The organism is Phreatobacter sp., from assembly GCF_022843985.1.
Lineage (GTDB): Bacteria > Pseudomonadota > Alphaproteobacteria > Rhizobiales > Phreatobacteraceae > Phreatobacter.
This window is the reverse complement of sequence record NZ_JALHMP010000005.1, coordinates 185,578-205,061: the sequence shown is the minus strand read 5'-3', so window position 1 is coordinate 205,061 and position 19,484 is coordinate 185,578. Positions and strand designations below refer to the sequence as shown.

Annotated in this window: 18 protein-coding genes; 16 read left to right on the top strand and 2 right to left on the bottom strand. The window is 67.6% G+C overall.

Translation table 11 applies throughout. The features are described from left to right. Window positions 1–433: 433 nt before the first annotated feature. Window positions 434–2,122 (bottom strand): aconitase family protein, encoded by a 1,689-nt coding sequence (locus Q0C57_RS05510; protein WP_296573183.1) that lies wholly within the window; start codon window positions 2,120–2,122, stop codon window positions 434–436. After that, a complete protein-coding gene (locus Q0C57_RS05505) occupies window positions 2,119–2,652 on the bottom strand; it encodes a thioredoxin family protein (protein ID WP_296573181.1) in 534 nt (177 codons plus the stop codon). The genes Q0C57_RS05510 and Q0C57_RS05505 overlap by 4 nt, the downstream gene beginning before the upstream one ends. A gap of 328 nt (window positions 2,653–2,980) precedes the next feature. Between Q0C57_RS05505 and Q0C57_RS05500 the strand changes: the two genes are divergently transcribed. The 16 genes from Q0C57_RS05500 to Q0C57_RS05425 all read left to right on the top strand — a co-directional run bounded on the left by Q0C57_RS05500 (window position 2,981) and on the right by Q0C57_RS05425 (window position 19,481). Next, window positions 2,981–3,289, top strand: a complete 309-nt coding sequence (locus Q0C57_RS05500) for a hypothetical protein (protein WP_296573179.1) — start codon at window positions 2,981–2,983, stop codon at window positions 3,287–3,289. 108 nt (window positions 3,290–3,397) lie between these two features. Further along, window positions 3,398–4,708: a TAXI family TRAP transporter solute-binding subunit gene (locus Q0C57_RS05495; RefSeq protein WP_296573176.1), complete on the top strand. Its 1,311-nt coding sequence runs from the start codon at window positions 3,398–3,400 to the stop codon at window positions 4,706–4,708. Window positions 4,709–4,847: 139 nt separating this feature from the next. Then, a complete protein-coding gene (locus tag Q0C57_RS05490) occupies window positions 4,848–5,012 on the top strand; it encodes a hypothetical protein (protein ID WP_296573174.1) in 165 nt (54 codons plus the stop codon). A gap of 103 nt (window positions 5,013–5,115) precedes the next feature. Further along, window positions 5,116–6,384 (top strand): ABC transporter substrate-binding protein, encoded by a 1,269-nt coding sequence (locus tag Q0C57_RS05485; protein WP_296573170.1) that lies wholly within the window; start codon window positions 5,116–5,118, stop codon window positions 6,382–6,384. A 34-nt stretch (window positions 6,385–6,418) separates the two neighbouring features. After that, a complete protein-coding gene (locus tag Q0C57_RS05480; RefSeq protein WP_296573167.1) occupies window positions 6,419–7,546 on the top strand; it encodes an iron-containing alcohol dehydrogenase in 1,128 nt (375 codons plus the stop codon). A 226-nt stretch (window positions 7,547–7,772) separates the two neighbouring features. Continuing rightward, on the top strand, window positions 7,773–8,540 hold the full coding sequence (locus tag Q0C57_RS05475; RefSeq protein ID WP_296573164.1) for an AraC family transcriptional regulator: 768 nt from the start codon (window positions 7,773–7,775) through the stop codon (window positions 8,538–8,540). A 116-nt stretch (window positions 8,541–8,656) separates the two neighbouring features. After that, a complete protein-coding gene (locus tag Q0C57_RS05470; protein WP_296573160.1) occupies window positions 8,657–9,673 on the top strand; it encodes a branched-chain amino acid ABC transporter permease in 1,017 nt (338 codons plus the stop codon). Window positions 9,674–9,676: 3 nt separating this feature from the next. Then, a complete protein-coding gene (locus tag Q0C57_RS05465) occupies window positions 9,677–10,753 on the top strand; it encodes a branched-chain amino acid ABC transporter permease (protein WP_296573157.1) in 1,077 nt (358 codons plus the stop codon). After that, window positions 10,750–11,538 carry an ABC transporter ATP-binding protein gene (locus Q0C57_RS05460; protein ID WP_296573154.1) on the top strand — a complete coding sequence of 263 codons (789 nt, stop codon included), beginning with the start codon at window positions 10,750–10,752 and terminating at the stop codon, window positions 11,536–11,538. Before Q0C57_RS05465 ends, Q0C57_RS05460 begins: the two co-directional genes overlap by 4 nt. Continuing rightward, on the top strand, window positions 11,531–13,756 hold the full coding sequence (locus Q0C57_RS05455) for an ABC transporter permease (protein ID WP_296573153.1): 2,226 nt from the start codon (window positions 11,531–11,533) through the stop codon (window positions 13,754–13,756). Before Q0C57_RS05460 ends, Q0C57_RS05455 begins: the two co-directional genes overlap by 8 nt. Window positions 13,757–13,759: 3 nt before the next feature. Next, on the top strand, window positions 13,760–14,590 hold the full coding sequence (locus tag Q0C57_RS05450) for a phosphoenolpyruvate hydrolase family protein (RefSeq protein WP_296573148.1): 831 nt from the start codon (window positions 13,760–13,762) through the stop codon (window positions 14,588–14,590). Between the two features lie 55 nt (window positions 14,591–14,645). Then, window positions 14,646–17,261 (top strand): flotillin domain-containing protein, encoded by a 2,616-nt coding sequence (locus Q0C57_RS05445; RefSeq protein WP_296573146.1) that lies wholly within the window; start codon window positions 14,646–14,648, stop codon window positions 17,259–17,261. 11 nt (window positions 17,262–17,272) lie between these two features. After that, complete coding sequence (locus tag Q0C57_RS05440) at window positions 17,273–17,710, top strand: SRPBCC family protein (RefSeq protein ID WP_296573144.1); 438 nt, start codon at window positions 17,273–17,275, stop codon at window positions 17,708–17,710. A gap of 1 nt (window position 17,711) precedes the next feature. Further along, window positions 17,712–18,164, top strand: a complete 453-nt coding sequence (locus Q0C57_RS05435; RefSeq protein WP_296573142.1) for an SRPBCC family protein — start codon at window positions 17,712–17,714, stop codon at window positions 18,162–18,164. A gap of 2 nt (window positions 18,165–18,166) precedes the next feature. Then, complete coding sequence (locus tag Q0C57_RS05430) at window positions 18,167–18,985, top strand: FAD binding domain-containing protein (protein ID WP_296573139.1); 819 nt, start codon at window positions 18,167–18,169, stop codon at window positions 18,983–18,985. A 10-nt stretch (window positions 18,986–18,995) separates the two neighbouring features. Continuing rightward, the gene (locus tag Q0C57_RS05425; RefSeq protein WP_296573136.1) at window positions 18,996–19,481 is read left to right on the top strand and encodes a (2Fe-2S)-binding protein; all 486 of its coding nucleotides are present in this window, start codon (window positions 18,996–18,998) and stop codon (window positions 19,479–19,481) included. Window positions 19,482–19,484: the final 3 nt, after the last annotated feature.

Below are 19,484 nucleotides of genomic sequence, written 5' to 3'. Positions count from 1 at the left end.
AGTAGCTTTGGCGGAGAAGAAATGCAAATTGTTTAGCGTTTACAGGGAGATAGGCGGACATCGGCGGCTCCTTGCGCTTATTGGCGGAGCTAGCCATATTCCCTCCGAAGGCAAAGGTCGCACGTTCGAATCGTGCCGGGTGCGCCAGTTCCTTAATGCCGCAAAATCAGCGGGTTAAGGCAGGACCGACCCGCAGGACAGAGCCGCGTCGGATCAGCCGCTGACACAGTTGATCACGACGGACGAGAGACGAAGGCTGCACCTTCGCCAACGCCCCAGAGCGGTTCGGGCAGGTGCCCAATCGGCAAAGGTCACCGCCGGCCTGCTGGCGGGGAGCTGCTTGTGCGGCTCACCACGGCAGAACCCTACCTGTGAGCCATCGAAACGGGCGAAGCGCCAGTCCAGCGATGAAAGCCGATGGCGCAGTCTCGGGTCATCCAGCGCCAAGCCAGTCGGGTAGCGTCGCGGGCGCCTTGCCGGAACAGGCGGCCTCGACACATTGGGCGATGGAACCAAAGCGCATCCGGCGCCCGGTCAGCCCCGGTCCGTAATGCGCATATTTTCCGGAGTTGGTCATCACCACGCGGGCTGTCGGCGGAAAGACGGGTTCCGAAATCGAGCACCAGCAAAGATCCGGCACGACCTTCACGCCGGCGGCCCGCAACCGGCCGAGCGTTCCGTCCCGCTCGATCTCCGCCAGGGTCGTCCGGCCGGCCGTCACGATCAGCGCCGTTGCCAGGCTGCGGCTCTCCGGGAGGAGGCTTGCCAGGAAGCGGCATTCGCAGGCCGAGGCGTGCGGGCTGCCGATGGCGATCAGGTCGACTTTTTCGGGGGCCGCGTTGAACAACGCCCAGAGCCTGCGGAAATCATCGACGGTCAGGGTCACGGCATCGGCCCCGTCGACCGGCGGCAAGCTGGCTTCGGGCGTATGCCCGGCGACATGGAGCATCGGCGCCGCCGATGTCGTGCCGAAGGCCGCGCAGAGGGCCTTGAGGTCGTCGGTCGAGGCGGCCAGCCCCTCGCATCCGAGGACGACCGGAATGCGATCGGGAGCGGCCTCGCCGACCAGCCAACCGAGCATCGGCCAGAAGGCGTCGTCCACGGCCGCCGGCGCCGCGATGCGGATGACCCGCTGCGGACGGCGATTGTCCGGCAGATAGACGCCTGAGAGCGGGGCGCGGCCCGTCAGCGCGATGCAGAGATCGAGGAAGTCGGGATGCTTGACCGTCCGGGCACCCAGGACGGAATTGGCATAGATCACCGCGTTCGACTCGGACCAGCCGATATCCTCCCCGGCCTTCGGCGGGTCGGGCAGCAGATAGGGCGCGCAGGTGAAGCTGGGCCGCGCCCCCATCGCGACATAGGCATCGGCGAGGCGGCTGGCCGGCGCCCCGAAATCCTCGGGCACGCCCTGCGCGCGCCAGTTCTCGCGATCAACCGAGATCGCATTGGTGGTTGTCGGCACCACGACCCGCCCGCCCATGGCCACCATCTCTTCGGCGAAGCGCAGATTGGCCGGGCTGGCATAGATGCAGCCGTCGATGTGCACCCGGGTGACGGAGCACAGGGACGTCGCGCCCTGGCTCGCGGCCATGGCAACGAGGATCTCCATCGCGCATTGCGCGGCGAGGCCCTGACCACCGGCGAGGATGGCGCGGTCGCTGTCGGTCAGCCCGAGGACACCAGCCGCCGGCGGCGTCAGGGCGATCGCCTCGCCATCCGCAACCAGGGCTGCCTCGGTGATCGCCACCCTGCCTGCCTTCGCCACGCGATCGAACACCGGGCGCGCAAGCCGTACCACCGGCACGCCGCAGCGGAAGAGCCGCGCGGCAACGAGCGCGCCGAGGGTCAGCACATCCTCGCTCTCGCAGAAGATCAGCGCGGCCGGGGCACGCCGGTTCAGAGCGAGATCGAGGAGGACGCCGCTCCCCGTGCAGGAACCGCGGCTGGTGGGCATCATGAGCACGGCACCGGCGACGCTCACCCCCTGCAGCGGGTGATGCACGTCGATCACCTTCGCTGTCGCCGGATCGACGCCGCCCCAAAAGCTCAAGCCCTCGGAGGTCGCGACGACGGGACCCGCGGCCTCACCGGCCAGGACGATACGTGCACTCAGGGTCATGGGGCGGCCAACCTTGCGTCGCGGGATATGCCTCGCCGCTCTGAACGGCACGGGCTGATAGCGATGGTCCCGGCTGACCGGCCCCGTGCATGGCCACACGTCCCAGTCTGGCCCGAGACAGGTTGGCGCAAGTCCGGCCCGCACCGCAAGCTGGACCGGCGGGCGCTGCCGGGCACCGTGGCGAATGAGCACGAGGGACGGCACCGGTCCGGAGTTGCGCGCGCAACCCGTGAATGACGGACTCCCCGCGCAGGGCAGCTGTGCGCTGCCCTGCTGCGCTTTGCGCCCGCGCCTTCCGCTGCAGGTGCCCCTCGGGCCGGCAGCCAAGCAGCGATAGCGTCCAGTTTGGGCGGGTCACGCGCATGGACGGCCTTGCCGTCGATGACCGCACCCAGTGTCGAGATGCCGAACCCCGCGATCGCGACATCGTCCGTCACCCTGTCGCGCTCGACCGCGATCCCCAGCCTGTCGGCGACCGCCCGAACCATTTCTTCGGTCGCGCTGCAGCGTGCACATCCCCGCCAGCGCACCGGAGGACCGCGGACGGCTCCGGGCCGGGCTGCAGAGACAGGGGGCTCATGTGACGCGGCCCTTCTGGCTGTGCGGAATGGCCCTGATCACAGAGGCAACCGATACGACCATGACCTCTGCGGGCCGGGCCCGAAACCGCGAGATTGCCGCATGGCTGCGGCGGGCATGCTCAGCCGCTCACGGCGCCCATGTCTCACGCTGTGACGGCCGCAGGCATTGGCGCGATGAGGCACATCAATGCCTTGACCGAACGCCGCGGCTAGGGTCCATCAACCCTGAGGCGACTGTCCGGCAATGTTCGAATCTCGCTCCCGCAGAACGGTCCTGATGGCGATGGCGGCAATGGCGGCCACGGACTGCCGTGCCGGTGAGTTGGCGCCCGGTACCACCGAGATATCCGACAGGGTCAAGACCTTGCTGGCCGCGGCCAGCAGAGGCCGAAGCTGGACCACGCCGCGCGGCGTCCAGCGATGGCCGTTGATGGTAGGCGGAGAACAACGCGGCACGCTCTGGGAGGACGTGGATCCCCGCAGCCTGGCCGCCGGCGATTCCTGGGAATCCGGATCGGGGCTACGGGTCGAACTGGTCCACGCCGGACGCGTCGTTGGCATGATGTGGCTCTACGGTGATCGATGATCTGCACATGAAGCGACGGGCATGATGGCCGGATGGCGGAGCGCACTGGGTCTTGGCATCATTCTGGCCGCCGTTCTCGGTGCAGGCGGGGTCTATTGGCGTGTCTACATGGCTCCCATACCCTTGCGGATGGCCGTTGCGCCGGCCGGGAGCGAGGCAGCCACCTTCTTCGCGGCATTTGCCAAGATCAGCGAGGCCCAGGGCTTTCGGGTCCGACTGACCCTCGCGCCCTTGACCAATCTGGCGGAGACGTCGGCTGCCATCGACGCAGGAGACGTCGACCTCGCGATCGCCCGGGCCGATTTCCGATTGCCTGCTTCGGGGCTCGCCGTCGCGAACCTCCACCAGAACATCGCCGTTCTTGCGGTCTGCAACACTCAGGCCGCCCCGTCTCCTGCCCGCCGCGGCACGTCACCGCCCCCGGCCAGACCCAACACGATCCAGGGAATTGCCGATCTCAAGGGGCGGCGGATCGGCATTCTCGGCCGTGGCCCCGGCAATCGCGCCCTTTTCGCCACCCTTGCGGCCTATCATGGCCTGTCGGGCAGCGACGTCACGATCGTCAACCTCACGGATGTGTCGGAGATCGCAAGCCAGACGCGGGTCAAACCGCTCGACGGGCTCTTCATGGCCATGCCACGGGGAGACCAGACGACGGGAATGGCCATCCATGCCATGAACTGTGCGGCGGACCGCCGCATGGTCGTCCTTCCCCTCACCGAGGGAAGCGTTTTCCAGGCACGCAACCGGATTTTTTCCACGGTCGAACTCGTCGCGGGGGAGTTCGGCGCCAATCCGACATTGCCGGCGGAGGCCATCACGACCTTGGCGTTCCCCTCCATCGTCGTCGCCCGGCGCGGGCTCGACAACGACGTGGTCGAAGAATTCGCGAAACAACTCTTCACCCTTCGCCATGGCTTGATTTCGCAGTATCCCGCCGCCGCGCGGCTGGAAGCGCTCCCCACGGACCGTGGTTCAGCCTTCACCCTTCATCCGGGAGCAGCAGCCTATTTCGATGGCGAGACCAAGAGCTTCTTCGAACGCTACGAGACCTTGATCTACATCCTGCTGTTCGGATTCAGCGGCATTCTGTCGGGTATCGTCTGGATCTGGCGCTCGCTCTTTCCGACCCGGCGCCTCCTCGTCCACGAAGAGCACCAAGCCTTCGAACAGCTTCTCGACCGGACGCGCCGAGCGGCCAGCGCCGGAGATCTCGATGTCATCGTCCATGAGATGGACGAGCTTCTCGCCGTTCTGTCGCGAAACATGCTCGACGGGCGCATCGATCTCGAACTGAAACCGGCCTTCGACATTCTTAGTGAGAGGCTCGACACGGCCATCCAGCAGCGGCGGGCCACGATCGCGGAGGAGGCCCCGCCTGCCGCCCCGGAGCCCAGGCCAGCGCCGCCTGCCGACTAGCTCGGCGGATTGACGCAGATCTCCCGGTCCGCTCATCGGTCAGCCGGTGTCATCGATCGGACCCGGTGTCGCGCCTCTCGTGAGGGGATCATCATCATGGCCGGACCTTGCGGTTGTCCGCGGCTCATGACCCGGCTCCATGACCGACGACACCCATGACCTGTGTCATGTCGATCGCGGGGCCAAAGGCCTCGCCGCGATGCGTCTCGCCGGCGAAAAGCAGACGCTTGGGTATGGGCCAGACGCGGCGCTCGCCTCAGCCTTCGTGGCAGGCGTGGCAGGTCAGCTTGCGCTGAAAAAATGACTGAGCCCGCACGTGGCTGAGCCAGGAAACGACTGAGCAAAGACCTCGCCGGCTGCGGTGGAAGCTGCAGACGAGACGAGCCGTCGAACAGGGAGGATCATCGATGCGCAGGACAATTCTCGCCGCATTCGCGGCCTTGGCCATCTGGATGCCAGGCGCCGCCTTCGCCCAGGGCAGCGGCACCATCAAGATCGGCATTCTGGTCGCGCTGGAAGGCGCCTTTGCCGCTGGCGGCGCCGATGGCGTCCGCAATGTCGAACTGGCGCTCAGGCAGATCAACAGCACCATCGGCGGCCGGCGGATCGAGACCGTCGTCGCCCCCACCGATACCCGTCCGGACACGACGGTCCGCATGGCGCGCAAGCTCATCGAGCAGGACAAGGTCGACATCATCATCGGGCCCCTGTCCGGGTCCGAGGGCATCGCCATGCGCGATTTCGCCAAGACGATCCCCGGCAATGTCGTGATCAACGGGATTTCCGGCGCGCTCGAGACGACCTGGGTCGATCCGGCGCCCAACTTCTACCGCTTCAACCTGGACGGCGCCCAGTGGGGCTTCGGCCTCGGCAGCTATGTGGTGAAGCAGAAGAACTGGCGCCGCGTGGTCAGCATCGCCGGCGACTATTCGTTCGGCTATACCAACTTCATGGGCTTTGCGATCGACTTCTGCCGAGCCGGCGGCGACATCGTCCAGCGCTTCTGGCATCCGCTCGGCCAGGCCGATTTCGGCGCCATCATCGCCCAGCTTCCCGACAACGTCGACGCGATCTATCTCGGTCTCGGCGGCACCGATGCCATCAACTTCCTCAACCAGTACCAGCAGGCCGGCGAGCGGACGCGGCTCATCGGCGGCACGATCATGGCCGACCAGACGGTGCTGACCGCCCGCGGCCGCGCCAAGGACGTGCTGCGGGGCACCCCGACCTCCGGCCCCTTCGCCGTCGACAATCCCGACGCCGCCTGGCAGGCCTATGTGAAGCTCTATCAGGACAGCTTCCCGGCCAACCAGCGTTTCCCGACTCCCTCGCTCTTCGGCCTCGGCTACTACATCGCCACCCTCGCCGCGATCCGGGGTCTGGAAGCCGTCGGCGGTGACCTCAGCAACGGCCAGGCGCGCTTCAAGGAGGCCCTGAACAAGATCCAGCTCGACAGCCCGATCGGCCGGATCACCCTCAACGAGAACCGCCAGGCCACCGGCACCGTCTTCATCAACGAAGTTGTCGAAGGCACCGACGGCAACCTGACGAACAAGATGGTCGGCAGGACGGAAAACGTCACCCAGACGCTCGGCATGACCGCCGAACAGTACCGGGCGATCGGACTGCCTTCCCGCAACGTCGTCGACTGCGCCCGGCTGCGCGCCGGCGGCTGACCCCACGGGACCGCTCGCGGGAGAGGCCGGCACCATGCCGGCCTCTTTCGATCAGGCTCCTCTCGCGGATCGACCCGGCACCATCCGGGGCGACAAGGCGGACCGGATGACGTTGATCGGCTATCTCACGCGAACGCAGTTCGCGGATGGCGCCATCGACGATGCCCTGCCCGAAGAAGCTTCGCGGCTCGGCAAGGCGCTGGTGCTCATCGACACCGAACCCGGTGCGGCGGAGGCATTCGCCCGCGTCAGGGATGCCCTGCCGCATCTGCGGCTGGCAACGACCACCGTCAGTGCCGACGCGCCGCTGCGTGCGGAGATCGCCCGTGTGGCGGATGAACTGAAGCGCGCCGATGCCGCCACCATCATCGCCATCGGCGGCGCCGGGGCCATCGGCCAGGCGCGTCTGGCCGCCGATGCGGCTGTCCGGCGCGGCCGGCTCTGCGCCGTCATCGCGGTGCCGGTCAGCCTGTTCGACCTCGGCCTCGGCCGGCAGGTCCGTCCGCGCGACGGCGAGCCGGTATCCTGCCCGCGGCCCGAAAGGGTGATCGCCGACCCGACGGCTCTGGCCCATGTCCCGCCACGACGGCTCGCCGCGGCGGGCATGGAAATTCTGGTCCATGCCATCGAGGCCTATGCCAGTCCGACCTTCAACCCGCCGGCCGACGGCCTGGCCCTGGAAGCGGTCCGCCGCCTCGCCCGCTGGCTGCCTGTGGCCGTGGCGGCGCCGGACAATGCCGAGGCACGGCGGGAGGCGCTGGCCGGCGCCCTGACGGCAGGGCTTGCCATGGAAAAGAGCATTGGCGGCGTCGATGCGCTCGCCCACCCTCTCGAGGACGCATTGGTGGGACGGGCCATGCCGGGCGAGTTGCACGCGCCAGTCCTGGCGGCCTTCGTCGGTTTCAACGCCCGCGCCGTCGGCGACCGCTATGGCGCCCTCTCCGACACCATGGGCCAGGGCGGCGCGGTGACCGGGCTAGACCTCCAGCTCGCCGCCTTCGCCCGTGCGCTCGGCCTGCCGGCGGCCTTGCGGGAAACGGCCACCGACCCCAACCGCTTCGCCCAGGTCGCCGTGCGGGCGGCCGATGATCCTGCCGCTTTCGCCAATCCGCGACTCCTCACCCCCGGTGACTGCGAGCGCATCCTGGAGGCAGCATGGTGAGCCGGCCCAACTCTCTCCCCGTCTCCCCGCCATCGTTCGCGGGGAACCGCGGCAGGCGCGGCGAATCGCCCGTTGCCAGCACGAGAGCCTGCGGTAAGGTCAAGAAAAACGGGCAGCGACAAAAAGAAGCGACGCCCGTTCATCAGGGAGGATCGTTGTGAGTGTTGCTCACGCTGTCGCGCACGGCGTGTTTGGTCGCGTCTGCCTCTACGTGATGGACAAGGCCATGGCGCCGCATGCGCATCGGGAAGGTCACCTCATCTTCCACATCCATGGCCCGCCGGCCGAGGTCGTGGTGGATGGCCGGGCCTATCCGGTGTCTGCCGGCCGGGCCGTCGCGGTCAGCCCCTGGCAGCCGCATTTCTATCGGCCCCTGGTCTCGCGCGAAAACGTCCTCGCCCTGGTGCTCTATATCCGTCCGGGCTGGTTCGTCCATGCGAGCTGTCAGGCCTCGGAAATCCTGCGCTTCGGGCGCGTCGGCGTCGAAGTCTCCGACAGGCTGGGGCGCCTGGTGGCCGATACCAGCCAATTGCTTTCAGCCCGGCGCGGCAACGACGGCGACTTCGAGGATCGCCTGAGCGCCCTCACCCAGGCCTGCTTCGACCAGACCTGGCAATGGACGGCCGAGGGCCAGCACTTCATCGGCCAGGAACGGCCCTTGCGCGATTTCCGCATCCGCCGCGCGCTCCGGCTTCTCGACGCCACGCTCGGGGAACCGGTCGATCTCGCCCGCCTGTCGCGCGCCGCCGGTCTGTCGCGCCCCCACTTCTTCAAGCTGTTCCGCGAACAGATCGGCCTTCCCCCCACCATCTATGTGAATGCGCTGCGGATGGAACGGGCGATCGAACGTCTGGCGCTCGGCAAAGAAACGGTGGCCGATATCGGCCTCGACCTCGGATTCTCGACGCCGGCCAGCTTCTCCCGGTTCTTCATCGCCAATGGCGTCGTGCCTCCGAGCACCTACCGGCGCAGTGTCATGACCCATGCACAGTGACACCGGCGACACCCTCGAAAGAAAAGACCCTCGGTAAAGCCGACCGTCGCAAGTCGGCCTAGCCTTGTTTCGGCTGACGGCGACGGTGCCGCGAGCCTTCATGTGTCGACGGTGTGATGGAAAAGTTCGCCAAGAACCATCCTCTCTGGACGTTGGTGATCGCGCTCCTGGTGGCGGCCTTCCTCTGGCTCGTCTTCGCCCCATGGCCTCCGGAGCTCGAGGCGGCGGTCGGACGCAAGCGGGTTTTCCTCAATGCCCTGCTCGGTGGCGTGACCCTCGGTGCGCTCTATTTCCTCGTCGCCTCGGGGTTCACGCTGATCTTCGGACTGATGCGGACCGTCAACCTGGCCCATGGCTCACTCTTCCTGCTCGGCGGCTATATCGGCTACGAGGTCGCCACCCAGTCGGGATCGTGGCTCCTGGCCTTTCCCGTCGTCTTCGTTGTGGTCGGCTTCGTCGGCCTCGTTATGCAGCGCTTCATCTTCTCGCACATGGAAGGCGAGGAACTGCGCCAGACCCTGGTCAGCATCGGCCTGTCGATCGTGCTGGCGGATCTGATGCTCTGGTACTGGGGCGGGCAATCCTACACGACGCTCGCACCGGCCCTGCTCCGCGGTCCGGTCGAACTGCCCATCATCTCCTCGATCAATCCGACCAGCGGCGAAGCCATCTACATCCGCTATCCCTCGGTGCGCGTCTGGATCCTCGTGGCGGCGATCGTCATCGGTCTGGCCATGTGGCTGGTGCTGAACCGCACCTCGCTCGGCATGGTGATCCGTGCCGGAGTCGACGACCGCGAGATGCTCGCCGCCTCCGGCGTGCGGATCAAGCTGGTGTTCCTGGCCGTCTTCGTCTTCGGGGCCGGCCTCGCCGGCATGGCCGGGATCATCGGCGGCACCTTCCAGTCGCTGTCACCGGGCGAAGACACGCGGTTTCTCCTCGCCAGCCTGGTCGTGGTGATCGTCGGCGGCATGGGCTCGATCGCCGGCGCCGCCATCGGCGCAATCATCATCGGCGTGACCGAACAGATGGGACTGGTCTATGCGCCGACCTATTCGGTGGTCTTCACATTCCTGATCATGGCGGCGGTCCTGGCCTTCCGGCCGCAGGGCCTTCTCGGCGCGGGACGGTGAGCGATGCCGCTGGCTGATCAGGCCCCGCCCCGGGCAAGCAAGGGCGCCACCAAGACCGCCGGGCCGACCTCATGGATCGAGCAGATCCCGGCGGCCTGGTGGGCCGCCGTCCTGGTGCTTCTCGCGATGCCTCTCGTCGCCAATAATTTCTGGCTGTTCCAGGTGATGGGCTGGACCTTCATCCTCGGCATGATCGCGGTCAGCCTGACCTTCCTCGCCGGCTATGGCGGCATGGTGAGCCTGCTGCAGATGAGCATCGCCGGCCTCGCCGGCTACATGGTGGCCATCCTCGGTCCCTCGGGAACGACGTCGATCAGCCTCGGCCTGTCCTGGTGGATCGTGCTGCCTGCGGCCTTCCTGATCGCAGCGATCTTCGCCACCCTGTCGGGTGCGCTCGCGGTCAGGACCGAGGGCATCTACACGATCATGATCACCCTGGCGATCGCCGCGGCGTTCTTCTATTTCACCCGCCAGAACTACACGATCTTCAACGGCTATTCAGGCTTCAACCTGGTTCTGCCGCCCCGGCTTTTCGGCATCGACTGGCGCGATCCGACGGCATTTTACTATCTGTGCCTGGGGTGTGCCGCGCTGTGCTACGGCACCGTCGTCTATGTCTCACGTTCGCCCTTCGGCCTCGCGCTGCAGGGCGTGCGCGACAATCCCCGGCGCATGGCGGCCCTCGGCTTCAACGTCACAGCCCACCGCGTTGCCGCCCATGCCTTCGCCAGCATCTTCGCCTCCATGGGCGGGATCCTGCTGGTCTGGCAGAACGCCCAGATCGCGCCGGGAACGATCGGCATATCCTCGGCCATCGACGTGCTGGTCGTGGCCGTCGTCGGCGGCATGCGGCGCCCGCTGGGCGCCTTCGTCGGCGCCTTCATCTACGTCATGCTCCAGACCTTCTCGCCCGACGTCCTCGGGGCCTTCGGTTTCTCGGCCGAACGCTTCAAGCTGATTATCGGCATCGGCTTTCTGGCTGTCGTGCTGTTCTCGCCCGACGGCGTGATGGGCCTTTGGGACCGCTGGCGCGCCCGGGTCGCGCGACGGGTCGACCCTCTGACGGGGCAGCCGCGATGAGCCTCTCGACCGTCAACGAGCGCCCCGGCCAGATGAACACCGGCAATGCGCTGGAGCTGCGCGGCATCACCAAGATGTTCGGCGCCCTGGCTGCCATCGCCGACGTCACGCTTTCGGTGCGTCCGGGCGAGCGGCGCGCCGTCCTCGGCTCCAACGGTGCGGGCAAGACCACGCTGTTCAACTGCATCACCGGCGACTTCCCGGCGACCGCCGGCATCATCCGCTTTTTCGGCGAGGACGTGACGGCCTTCCCGCCCTATGAGCGGATCCGCCGCGGCCTGCGCCGCACCTACCAGATCTCCTCGCTCTTCGCCGGCCTCAGCGTCCTCGACAATGTCTACCTGGCCTGCCGCGGCGTCTCGCGGAACCGCTATTCGCTCCTGCGGCCGCGCAGCGACGATGCCCTCATCCATGCCGCCGAGATGCTGGTGGAGGCGGTCCAACTCACAGCGGTCAAGGACCGCCTGGTCGGCGAACTCGCCTATGGCCAGCAGCGCCAGCTTGAGATCGCCCTGGCGATGTCGGGCGCTCCCCGCTTCATCCTGTTCGACGAGCCGGCGGCCGGCCTGTCGCCGACCGAGCGCCGCGACCTGGTCACCATCCTGACCTCCCTACCCGCCCATATCGGCTACATCGTCATCGAGCACGACATGGACGTGGCGCTGCGCGTCGTCGAGAGCGTGACGATGATGCACAACGGACGGGTCTTCAAGGAGGGCAAGCCGAGCGAGATCGAGGACGATCCGGAGGTCCAGGAACTCTATCTGGGAGGTGGGCATGGCTGAACGCTTCCCCGTCCCGGCGAAGGCCGGCGTCCCGGTCCTGCAGCTGCAGGGCGTCAATGTCTTCTACGGCCGCAGCCATGCCGTTCAGGGCGTCGACCTGACGCTCCAGTCGGGCGTGCTCTCCGTGGTCGGCCGCAACGGCATGGGCAAGACCACCATGTGCAAGGCCATCATGGGCCTTGTGCCGATTTCATCGGGCTCGATCCGGTTCATGGGCGAGGAGATCGCCGGCCTGCCGCCGGCGGATGTCGCCAGGCTCGGCATCGGCTACGTGCCGCAGGGGCGCCGGCTGTGGCGCTCGCTGACGGTGCACGAGCACCTGCGGCTGATGTCCAAGCCGAAGGGGCGATGGACGCCGGAGCGCATCTACGAGGTGTTCCCGCGGCTGGCGGAACGGCGCAACAATGGCGGCGCGCAACTGTCCGGCGGCGAGCAGCAGATGCTGGCCATCAGCCGCGCCCTGCTGATGAATCCGCGCCTGCTGATCATGGACGAGCCGACCGAGGGACTGGCCCCTGTCATCGTCGCCCATGTCGAGGAAACGCTGGTCCGTCTCGCCGCCGAGGGCGACGTGTCCATCCTGGTCATCGAGCAGAATATCGGTGTCGCCACCCAGATGTCCGACCCGGTGGCGATCATGGTCAACGGGCGGATCAACCGCGTCATCGCCTCGGCGACGCTGGCCGCGGACCGCGACCTGCAGCAGCGGCTGCTCGGCGTCGGGCGACACGGCCATGACGATGCCGAGGCGGGAACCCAGGACGCGAGGGCGGGCGCGACGCCGGCTGCCGCGCCGGCCCCGGCCAGCCAGGGACCGATACGGGTCTTCATGGCCAATCCGGTCATCCCGACACGCTGGTCGAAGGATGTGCCGGCGGCCCAGATCGAGGCCGCGGCCCGCACCGTCTCGCGCCCGACGCTCGCCACCATCGACGGCCGGGTAATCGGCGACACCTCGGCCCTCGCCGCCCGCGGACCGAGCGAGCCCCATGTCATCATCGCCGGGACTCTCGACACCAAGGGCGAGGAGTTGCGCTACATCCGCGATATCATCAAGGCGGCGGGGTTGCGCACCCGGCTGGTCGATGTCTCGACGCAGGGGCGCAACCACGGGGCCGACGTGTCGGCGCAGGAAGTGGCGCTCGCCTCCCCCCGCGCGCTTCCCGGTCTCGCCTCCGGCGATCGTGGTGCCGCCGTCGCGGCGATGACGGAGGCCTTCGCCACCTGGATCGCCGGGCAGCAGGACGTGCTCGGCCTGATCTCGGCCGGCGGCTCCGGCGGCACGGCCATCGCGACCGCCGCCATGCAGACGCTGCCCATCGGCGTGCCCAAGATCATGGTCTCGACCATGGCCGCCGGCAATGTCGCGCAATATGTCGGCTCCACCGACATCACCATGATGCATTCGGTCACCGACGTTCAGGGGCTGAACCGCATCTCGCGGGCCGTGCTCGGCAATGCAGCCCATGCCATGGCCGCGATGGCCAAGGCCCATCTGGCGACCCCCCGGCCGGATCCGCTGCGGGACCGGCCGCTCGTCGGCCTGACCATGTTCGGCGTGACCACGCCCTGCGTCCAGCAGGTCGCCAAACTCATCGCGGCCGACTGGGAGCCGCTCGTGTTCCACGCCACCGGCGTCGGCGGACGTTCGATGGAAAAGCTGGTGGACTCACGGCTGCTGCAGGGCGTCATCGACGTCTCGACGACCGAGGTCTGCGACATGCTGATGGGGGGCCTCCTGCCGGCGACCGAGGACCGCTTCGGCGCGGTCATCCGCACCAGGCTTCCCTATGTCGGATCGGTCGGCGCCCTCGACATGGTCAATTTCGCCGCGCCCGACACGGTCCCACAGCACTATCGCGGCCGCAACCTCTACCCCCACAATCCGCAGGTGACGCTGATGCGCACCACCGCCGACGAAAACACCCGCATCGGGCGCTGGATCGGCGAAAGGCTCAATCTGATGGAGGGGCCGGTGCGGTTCCTCATTCCCGAAGGCGGGGTCTCGTCTCTCGATGCGCCGGGCAAGCCGTTCTTCGATCCGGAAGCCGATGCCGCACTCTTCCAGGCCCTCGCCGACACCGTCCGCATTACGGCCAACCGGCAGCTGATCCGGCTGCCGCACCACATCAACGATCCCGCCTTCGCCCAGGCTCTGGTCCGCGAGTTCCTCGCGCTTCACCAGGGCCGCCGCGGCGCCGCGCGCAAAAGGACTTAAGGCATGCCGCGCTTCTCCAAGTCCGAGTTGCTCGACCGCTACAGGGGCATGGTCGCCCGCGGCGAACCGATCGTCGGCGGCGGCGCCGGAACCGGCCTGTCGGCCAAATGCGAAGAGGCCGGCGGCATCGACCTGATCGTCATCTACAATTCGGGCCGCTTCCGCATGGCCGGCCGCGGGTCGCTGTCGGGGCTGATGCCCTATGGTGATGCCAACCAGATCGTCATGGAGATGGCGGGCGAGGTCCTGCCGGTGGTGACGAAGACCCCGGTCATCGCCGGCGTCTGCGCCACCGACCCGTTCCGCCAGATGGACGTGTTCCTCGACGAGGTGAAGCGCATCGGCTTTGCCGGCGTGCAGAATTTCCCCACCGTCGGGCTGATCGACGGCGTCTTCCGGGCCAATCTGGAAGAGACAGGCATGGGTTACGGCCTGGAGGTCGACATGGTCGCCCTCGCCAACGCCAAGGACCTGCTGACGACGCCCTATGTCTTTTCGCCAGAGGATGCCCGGCGGATGGCGGGCGTCGGAGCCGACATCATCGTCTGCCATCTTGGCCTGACGACCGGCGGCTCGATCGGCGCGGAAACCGCGCTGAAGCTGCAGGACTGCCCCGCCATTGTCGACGCCTGGGCGACCGCGGCCCTCGCCGTGAAGCCGGACGCCGTGATCCTGGTTCATGGCGGCCCCGTCGCCACGCCCGCGGATGCCGACTTCATTCTCAAGAACACCCGCCACTGCCACGGCTTCTACGGAGCCTCGTCCATGGAGCGCCTGCCGGTGGAAGTGGCGATCCGCGATCAAACCCGCGCCTTCAAGGCAATCGGCCGCTGAGGCGGCGCACCCAACACGACGGGCCCACCAAAAGAAACGTCGGGAGGAACATGACATGACCGGACAGCTCATCGGAGCCCTGATCCTCTGGCTGATCGTTGCCGTGATCGCCATCGCGATCATCGTCTATCTCGTCAACTGGCTCTACCGGCGCTCGTCGAAGGAAGTGTCGTTCGTCCGGACCGGCCTCTTCGGCGAAAAGGTGGTGATCAACGGCGGCGCCTTCGTCCTGCCGATCATCCACGACGTCACCCCGGTCAACATGAACGTGCTGCAGATGGCGGTGACGCGCAGCAAGGACACTGCCCTGATCACCCGCGACCGGATGCGGGTCGACATCGATGCCGAGTTCTATGTGCGGGTCAGGCCGGACAAGCCCTCGGTGGCCATCGCCGCCGCCACGCTTGGCCGGCGCACGCTGCAGCCCGACCAGCTGAACACCCTGCTGTCGGGCAAGTTCATCTCGTCGCTGCGAACCGTCGCCGCGGCGATGTCGATGGAGGAGATGCACGAGCAGCGCGGCGTCTATGTCCAGCGCGTCAAGGAGGCCGCCGCCGAGGCCCTCAACCAGAACGGCCTCGTGCTGGAATCGGTGGCGATCACCGACCTCGACCAGACCGACCTCCAGTACTTCAATCCGTCCAACCGCTTCGACGCCGAGGGTCTGACCCGAATCATCGAGGAGATCGAGGAAAAGCGGAAGCTCCGCAACGACATCGAGCAGGAATCGATGATCAAGATCCGCACCCGCAATCTGGAGGCCGAGCGGCAGGCGCTCGACATCGAGCGGGAGAGCGAATCGGCCCGCCTGGAACAGCAGCGCGAGATCGAGATCCGGCGGGCTGTGCAGCGCACCGAGATCGCCCGCGAACGCGCCGCCCGCGACACCGAGGCCGAGCAGGCCCAGATCGTCTCCCGGGAAGAGATCGAAAAGGCCAAGATTGCCAATGAGCGGGCGATCAGCGAGGCGCGCATCGCCTCCGACCGTGACATCCGCCAGCAGGAAATCGCCAGGACGAAGGCGGTCGAGAGCGCCGAAATCGCCGCGCGCGAAGAGATCGAGACCGCCAGGATCGCCAATGATCAGGCGATCCAGGCTGCCCGCATCGCGTCGGACCGCGAAATCCGCCAGAAGGAGATCGAGCGCACGAGATCGCTCGAACAGGCCGAGATCGCCGCACGGGAGTCGGTCGAACGCTCGCGGATCGCCCAGGAGGCGCAGGTGAGCGCCGAACGCATCGATCGCGAGAAGGACATCAAGAACCTCGAGATCGCCCGCAACAAGGCCCTCGACGAAGCCGAGATCGCGGCCCGCGAGGCCGTCGAGAAGGCCCGGATCGCCCAGGACATCGCTCTCACCGCCGAGCGCATCGCCTCCGACGAGGGCAAGCGCAAGCTGGAGATCGCGCGGAACCGCACCATCGAGGAGGCCGAGATCGCCGCGCGCGAGGCGACCGAGGCCACGCGGATCGCGCAGGAGAAGGCGACTGCGGCCGAGCGGATCGCCTCCACCCTCGCCACCCGGCAGCTGGAGATCCAGAGCACGGAGCAACTCGAGGCCGCCGAGATCAAGCGGCGCGATGCGGTCGAACGGCAGCGCATCGCCGCCGAGCTGAAGATCGAGGAGGAGCGGATCGCCTCCTCGCAGACCCGCGAGGTGCTGCAAATCGAGCAGAAGAAGGCGGTGGAGGTGGCGGAGGAGAACCGCGCCATCGTCATGGCCGCCAAGCGTGCCGAGCGCTCGGAGGCCGACAAGACCCTGCGCCAGACCGAGATCGTCGCCAAGCAGGAAGTCGAGAAGGCGGACGTCGCCCGCGAACAGGCGCTGGAAGCGGCCCGGCTGGAGCGCCGCCGCGCCATCGAGCAGCTGGAGGTCGCCCGGGCCCAGGCGCTGCAGGAATCGCAGATCGCCTCCAACGAAGAGGTGGAGCGCGCCCGCATCGCCTCCGACCGCGGCCTCGACGAGGCGCGCGTCGGCCGGCAGCGCGACCTTCGCCGGCTCGAGATCGAGCGGGAGCGCGACGTCGAGAACGCCGCGATGGAGAAGGCGATCACGCTCTACGCCAAGTCTCTCGAGGAGAGTGCCGCAGCCGTGAAGGCCGAACTGGCCAAGGCCAAGGCCGTCGAGGCGGCCGAGCTCGTCCAGACCGTCAAGGAGAGCGAGGGCGCCAAGCGCCGCAAGACCGTCGAGGTGATCAATGCCGAGAAGGCGGCCGAAGAGGTGCGCATCGCCGCCGAGGCCGACAAGATCCGCAAGGCCATCGACGCCGAGGCCCAGAAGCTGCTCTACGAGGCCGAGAACGTTCTCACCGACGGGGCCCGCTACGGGCTCTTCCGTCGCCGCCTGCTCGACCGGATCGAGGGCATCGTGCGCGAAAGCGTCAAGCCTATGGAGAAGATCGAGGGCATCCGCATCCTGCATGTCGACGGCCTGCAGGGCATGGCCGGTGGCGGGGGCGGATCGTCGCGCACGCCGACCGACGAGGTGATCGAGTCGGCGCTGCGCTACCGCGTCCAGGCGCCGCTCATCGACCAGGTGCTGAAAGAAATCGGCATCGAGGGCGGCAACCTTGCCAAGATGGGCGGCCTCATGCGCGAGGCCTCCGACATGCAGCGCGTCGCCAAGGACGCCCAGCCTCCCAAGCCCAAAGATGACGGCGAGAAGAAGTAAGGCAGACGATCATGGCCCGCGTCTATGTCTCCAGTGTCGTCAATGCTCCCGCGGCCCGGGTCTGGGCGAGGGTGCGCGACTTCAACGGTCTGCCCAACTGGGTCCCCGCCGTGGCGGAGAGCCGGATCGAGAATGGCGAGCCCGCCGACAAGGTGGGCTGTGTCAGGGCCTTCTCCCTGCGCAACGGCGACAAGCTGCGCGAGAAGCTGCTCGGCCTCTCCGACTTCGACATGTTCTGCACCTATTCGATCCTCGACAGCCCCATGCCGCTGACGGACTACGTGGCGACCCTGCGGCTGACGCCGATCACCGATCAGGATCGCACCTTTGTCGAATGGTCCGCCGAGTTCGATTGCGCGCCGGAGCGGGAACAGGACCTCGTCTCCAACATCGGCACCAACGTCTTCCAGGCGGGGTTCGACTCGCTCAAGCGCGCCTTCGGAGGGTGATGTGCCCAAGGTCGTCCGCAGCACCATCATCAATGCGCCGGTCGATGCCCTCTGGGCCGTCCTGCGCGACTTCAACGGTCACGACCAGTATCACCCGATCGTCGCCGCCAGCGCCATCGAACGCGGCCATCCCTCCGACAGGATCGGCTGCGTCCGCAGGTTCACCCTGCAGGATGGCAGCGAATTGCGCGAACAGCTCCTGTCCCTGTCGGATCTGGAGATGACCTACAGCTACTGCCTGCTCGACACGCCGATCCCGCTGTTCAACTACGTCGCCCACATCCGGCTCTTGCCCGTGACCGACGGCAACCGCAGCTTCTGGCACTGGGAAAGCCGCTTCACCACGCCCCCGGGCCGCGAGGCGGAGCTGGCCGAGACGGTCGGCAACGACGTGTACTCGGCCGGCATGGAGGCTGTCCGCCACCTCCCCGAACTCCAAGGTGGAGTGCCCTGACCATGCCGATCGAGTTCCGCACCGCATCGACCTTCTCGGACGCCGCCGGCCTCATCGCGGGCGACCGCACCGCCCGGCTGCTGTCCGGCGGAACGCTGATCATGCGTGACATCAACGAGGGCCGGCTCACCGACGGACTGATCCTGCGTCTGGTCGATCCGGCCTACCGGCAGATCAACCTGTCCGGCAGGGTCGAGCTCGGCGCGGGCGTTACCATGGCGGCAATCCTGAAACGCCGTGAACTGGCCTATCTGCATGCTCCGGCCCAGGCCATCGGCGGCCCGGCGGTACGCAACATGGCCAGTATCGGCGGCAATCTTTTCGCCGAGAGCCCCTATGGCGACTTCACCGTGGCGCTGCTGGCCCTCGATGCCCAGGTGATGGTCATGCAGGGCTTCGGTGCGCCGCGCGCCGTGCCGCTGGAGGAGTTCCTCGCCGGCCGGGCGCGTGGCGGCCAGGGCCTGGTGACGGCGGTCCAGTTCGCGCCGCCGCAGAATGCCGCCGATTTCCGCTTCCGCAAGGTGAGCCGGGTCAGGCCCAAGGGCCTCGCCGTCCTGTCGGTGGCGGCGCACCTGCCCATGTCGGGCGGCCGGGTGAGCGGTGCGCGGGTCGCATTCGGCGCCATGGCGCCGGTGCCGATGCGCGCGAAGGCGGTGGAGCGCGTGCTGGAGGGCAAGGCGCTCGATGCCGCCGCCATCACCGCCGCCCGCGCCGCAGCCGCGGAGGGCATCCGGCCTGTCACCGATGCCATCGCCAGCGAATGGTACCGGCGCGAGGTCCTGCCGGTGCATCTGGCCCGGCTCCTGTCGGGTCAGGACTGAGGAGGCACCCATGGCCAAGATTCCCGTCCAGTTCCGCCTCAACGGCTCCGACCGCGCCGCCTTCGTCGGCCCCTCCGATAATCTCCTGACGCTGCTTCGCCGCGGCCTCAACGATTTTGGTCCCAAGTACGGCTGCGGCCAGGGAACCTGCGGGACCTGCACGGTGCTGGTCGACGGCGACCTGCAGCTGTCCTGCCTGACCTTGGCGGCCACCTGCGAGGGCAAGCATGTCGAGACCGTCTCCGGCATGGCCGAGGGGCCGGTCCTGCATCCGCTGCAACAAGCTTTCATGGACCATTTCGCGGCCCAGTGCGGCTTCTGCACGCCGGGGATGCTGACGGCGGCCAAAGCCCTTCTCGCGGCGAACCCGAACCCGACCCGCGCGGAGGTGATCGACGGCATCTCCGGCAATATCTGCCGCTGCACCGGCTACGACGCCATCATCGAGGCCATCCTGGCCGCCGCCCGCGGCGGGCAGGCCAAGCGCACATATTGACGG

What these genes read in the sequence shown, in the direction of transcription:
- Q0C57_RS05455 (WP_296573153.1), top strand. Translation starts at nt 11,531, where the DNA reads ATGGCTGAACGCTTCCCCGTCCCGGCGAAGGCCGGCGTCCCGGTCCTG.
- Q0C57_RS05510 (WP_296573183.1), bottom strand. Translation starts at nt 2,122, where the DNA reads ATGACCCTGAGTGCACGTATCGTCCTGGCCGGTGAGGCCGCGGGTCCC.
- Q0C57_RS05430 (WP_296573139.1), top strand. Translation starts at nt 18,167, where the DNA reads ATGCCGATCGAGTTCCGCACCGCATCGACCTTCTCGGACGCCGCCGGC.
- Q0C57_RS05480 (WP_296573167.1), top strand. Translation starts at nt 6,419, where the DNA reads ATGCCGGCCTCTTTCGATCAGGCTCCTCTCGCGGATCGACCCGGCACC.
- Q0C57_RS05490 (WP_296573174.1), top strand. Translation starts at nt 4,848, where the DNA reads ATGACCGACGACACCCATGACCTGTGTCATGTCGATCGCGGGGCCAAA.
- Q0C57_RS05450 (WP_296573148.1), top strand. Translation starts at nt 13,760, where the DNA reads ATGCCGCGCTTCTCCAAGTCCGAGTTGCTCGACCGCTACAGGGGCATG.
- Q0C57_RS05500 (WP_296573179.1), top strand. Translation starts at nt 2,981, where the DNA reads ATGGCGATGGCGGCAATGGCGGCCACGGACTGCCGTGCCGGTGAGTTG.
- Q0C57_RS05475 (WP_296573164.1), top strand. Translation starts at nt 7,773, where the DNA reads ATGGCGCCGCATGCGCATCGGGAAGGTCACCTCATCTTCCACATCCAT.
- Q0C57_RS05465 (WP_296573157.1), top strand. Translation starts at nt 9,677, where the DNA reads ATGCCGCTGGCTGATCAGGCCCCGCCCCGGGCAAGCAAGGGCGCCACC.
- Q0C57_RS05445 (WP_296573146.1), top strand. Translation starts at nt 14,646, where the DNA reads ATGACCGGACAGCTCATCGGAGCCCTGATCCTCTGGCTGATCGTTGCC.
- Q0C57_RS05485 (WP_296573170.1), top strand. Translation starts at nt 5,116, where the DNA reads ATGCGCAGGACAATTCTCGCCGCATTCGCGGCCTTGGCCATCTGGATG.
- Q0C57_RS05440 (WP_296573144.1), top strand. Translation starts at nt 17,273, where the DNA reads ATGGCCCGCGTCTATGTCTCCAGTGTCGTCAATGCTCCCGCGGCCCGG.
- Q0C57_RS05425 (WP_296573136.1), top strand. Translation starts at nt 18,996, where the DNA reads ATGGCCAAGATTCCCGTCCAGTTCCGCCTCAACGGCTCCGACCGCGCC.
- Q0C57_RS05495 (WP_296573176.1), top strand. Translation starts at nt 3,398, where the DNA reads ATGGCTCCCATACCCTTGCGGATGGCCGTTGCGCCGGCCGGGAGCGAG.
- Q0C57_RS05470 (WP_296573160.1), top strand. Translation starts at nt 8,657, where the DNA reads ATGGAAAAGTTCGCCAAGAACCATCCTCTCTGGACGTTGGTGATCGCG.
- Q0C57_RS05460 (WP_296573154.1), top strand. Translation starts at nt 10,750, where the DNA reads ATGAGCCTCTCGACCGTCAACGAGCGCCCCGGCCAGATGAACACCGGC.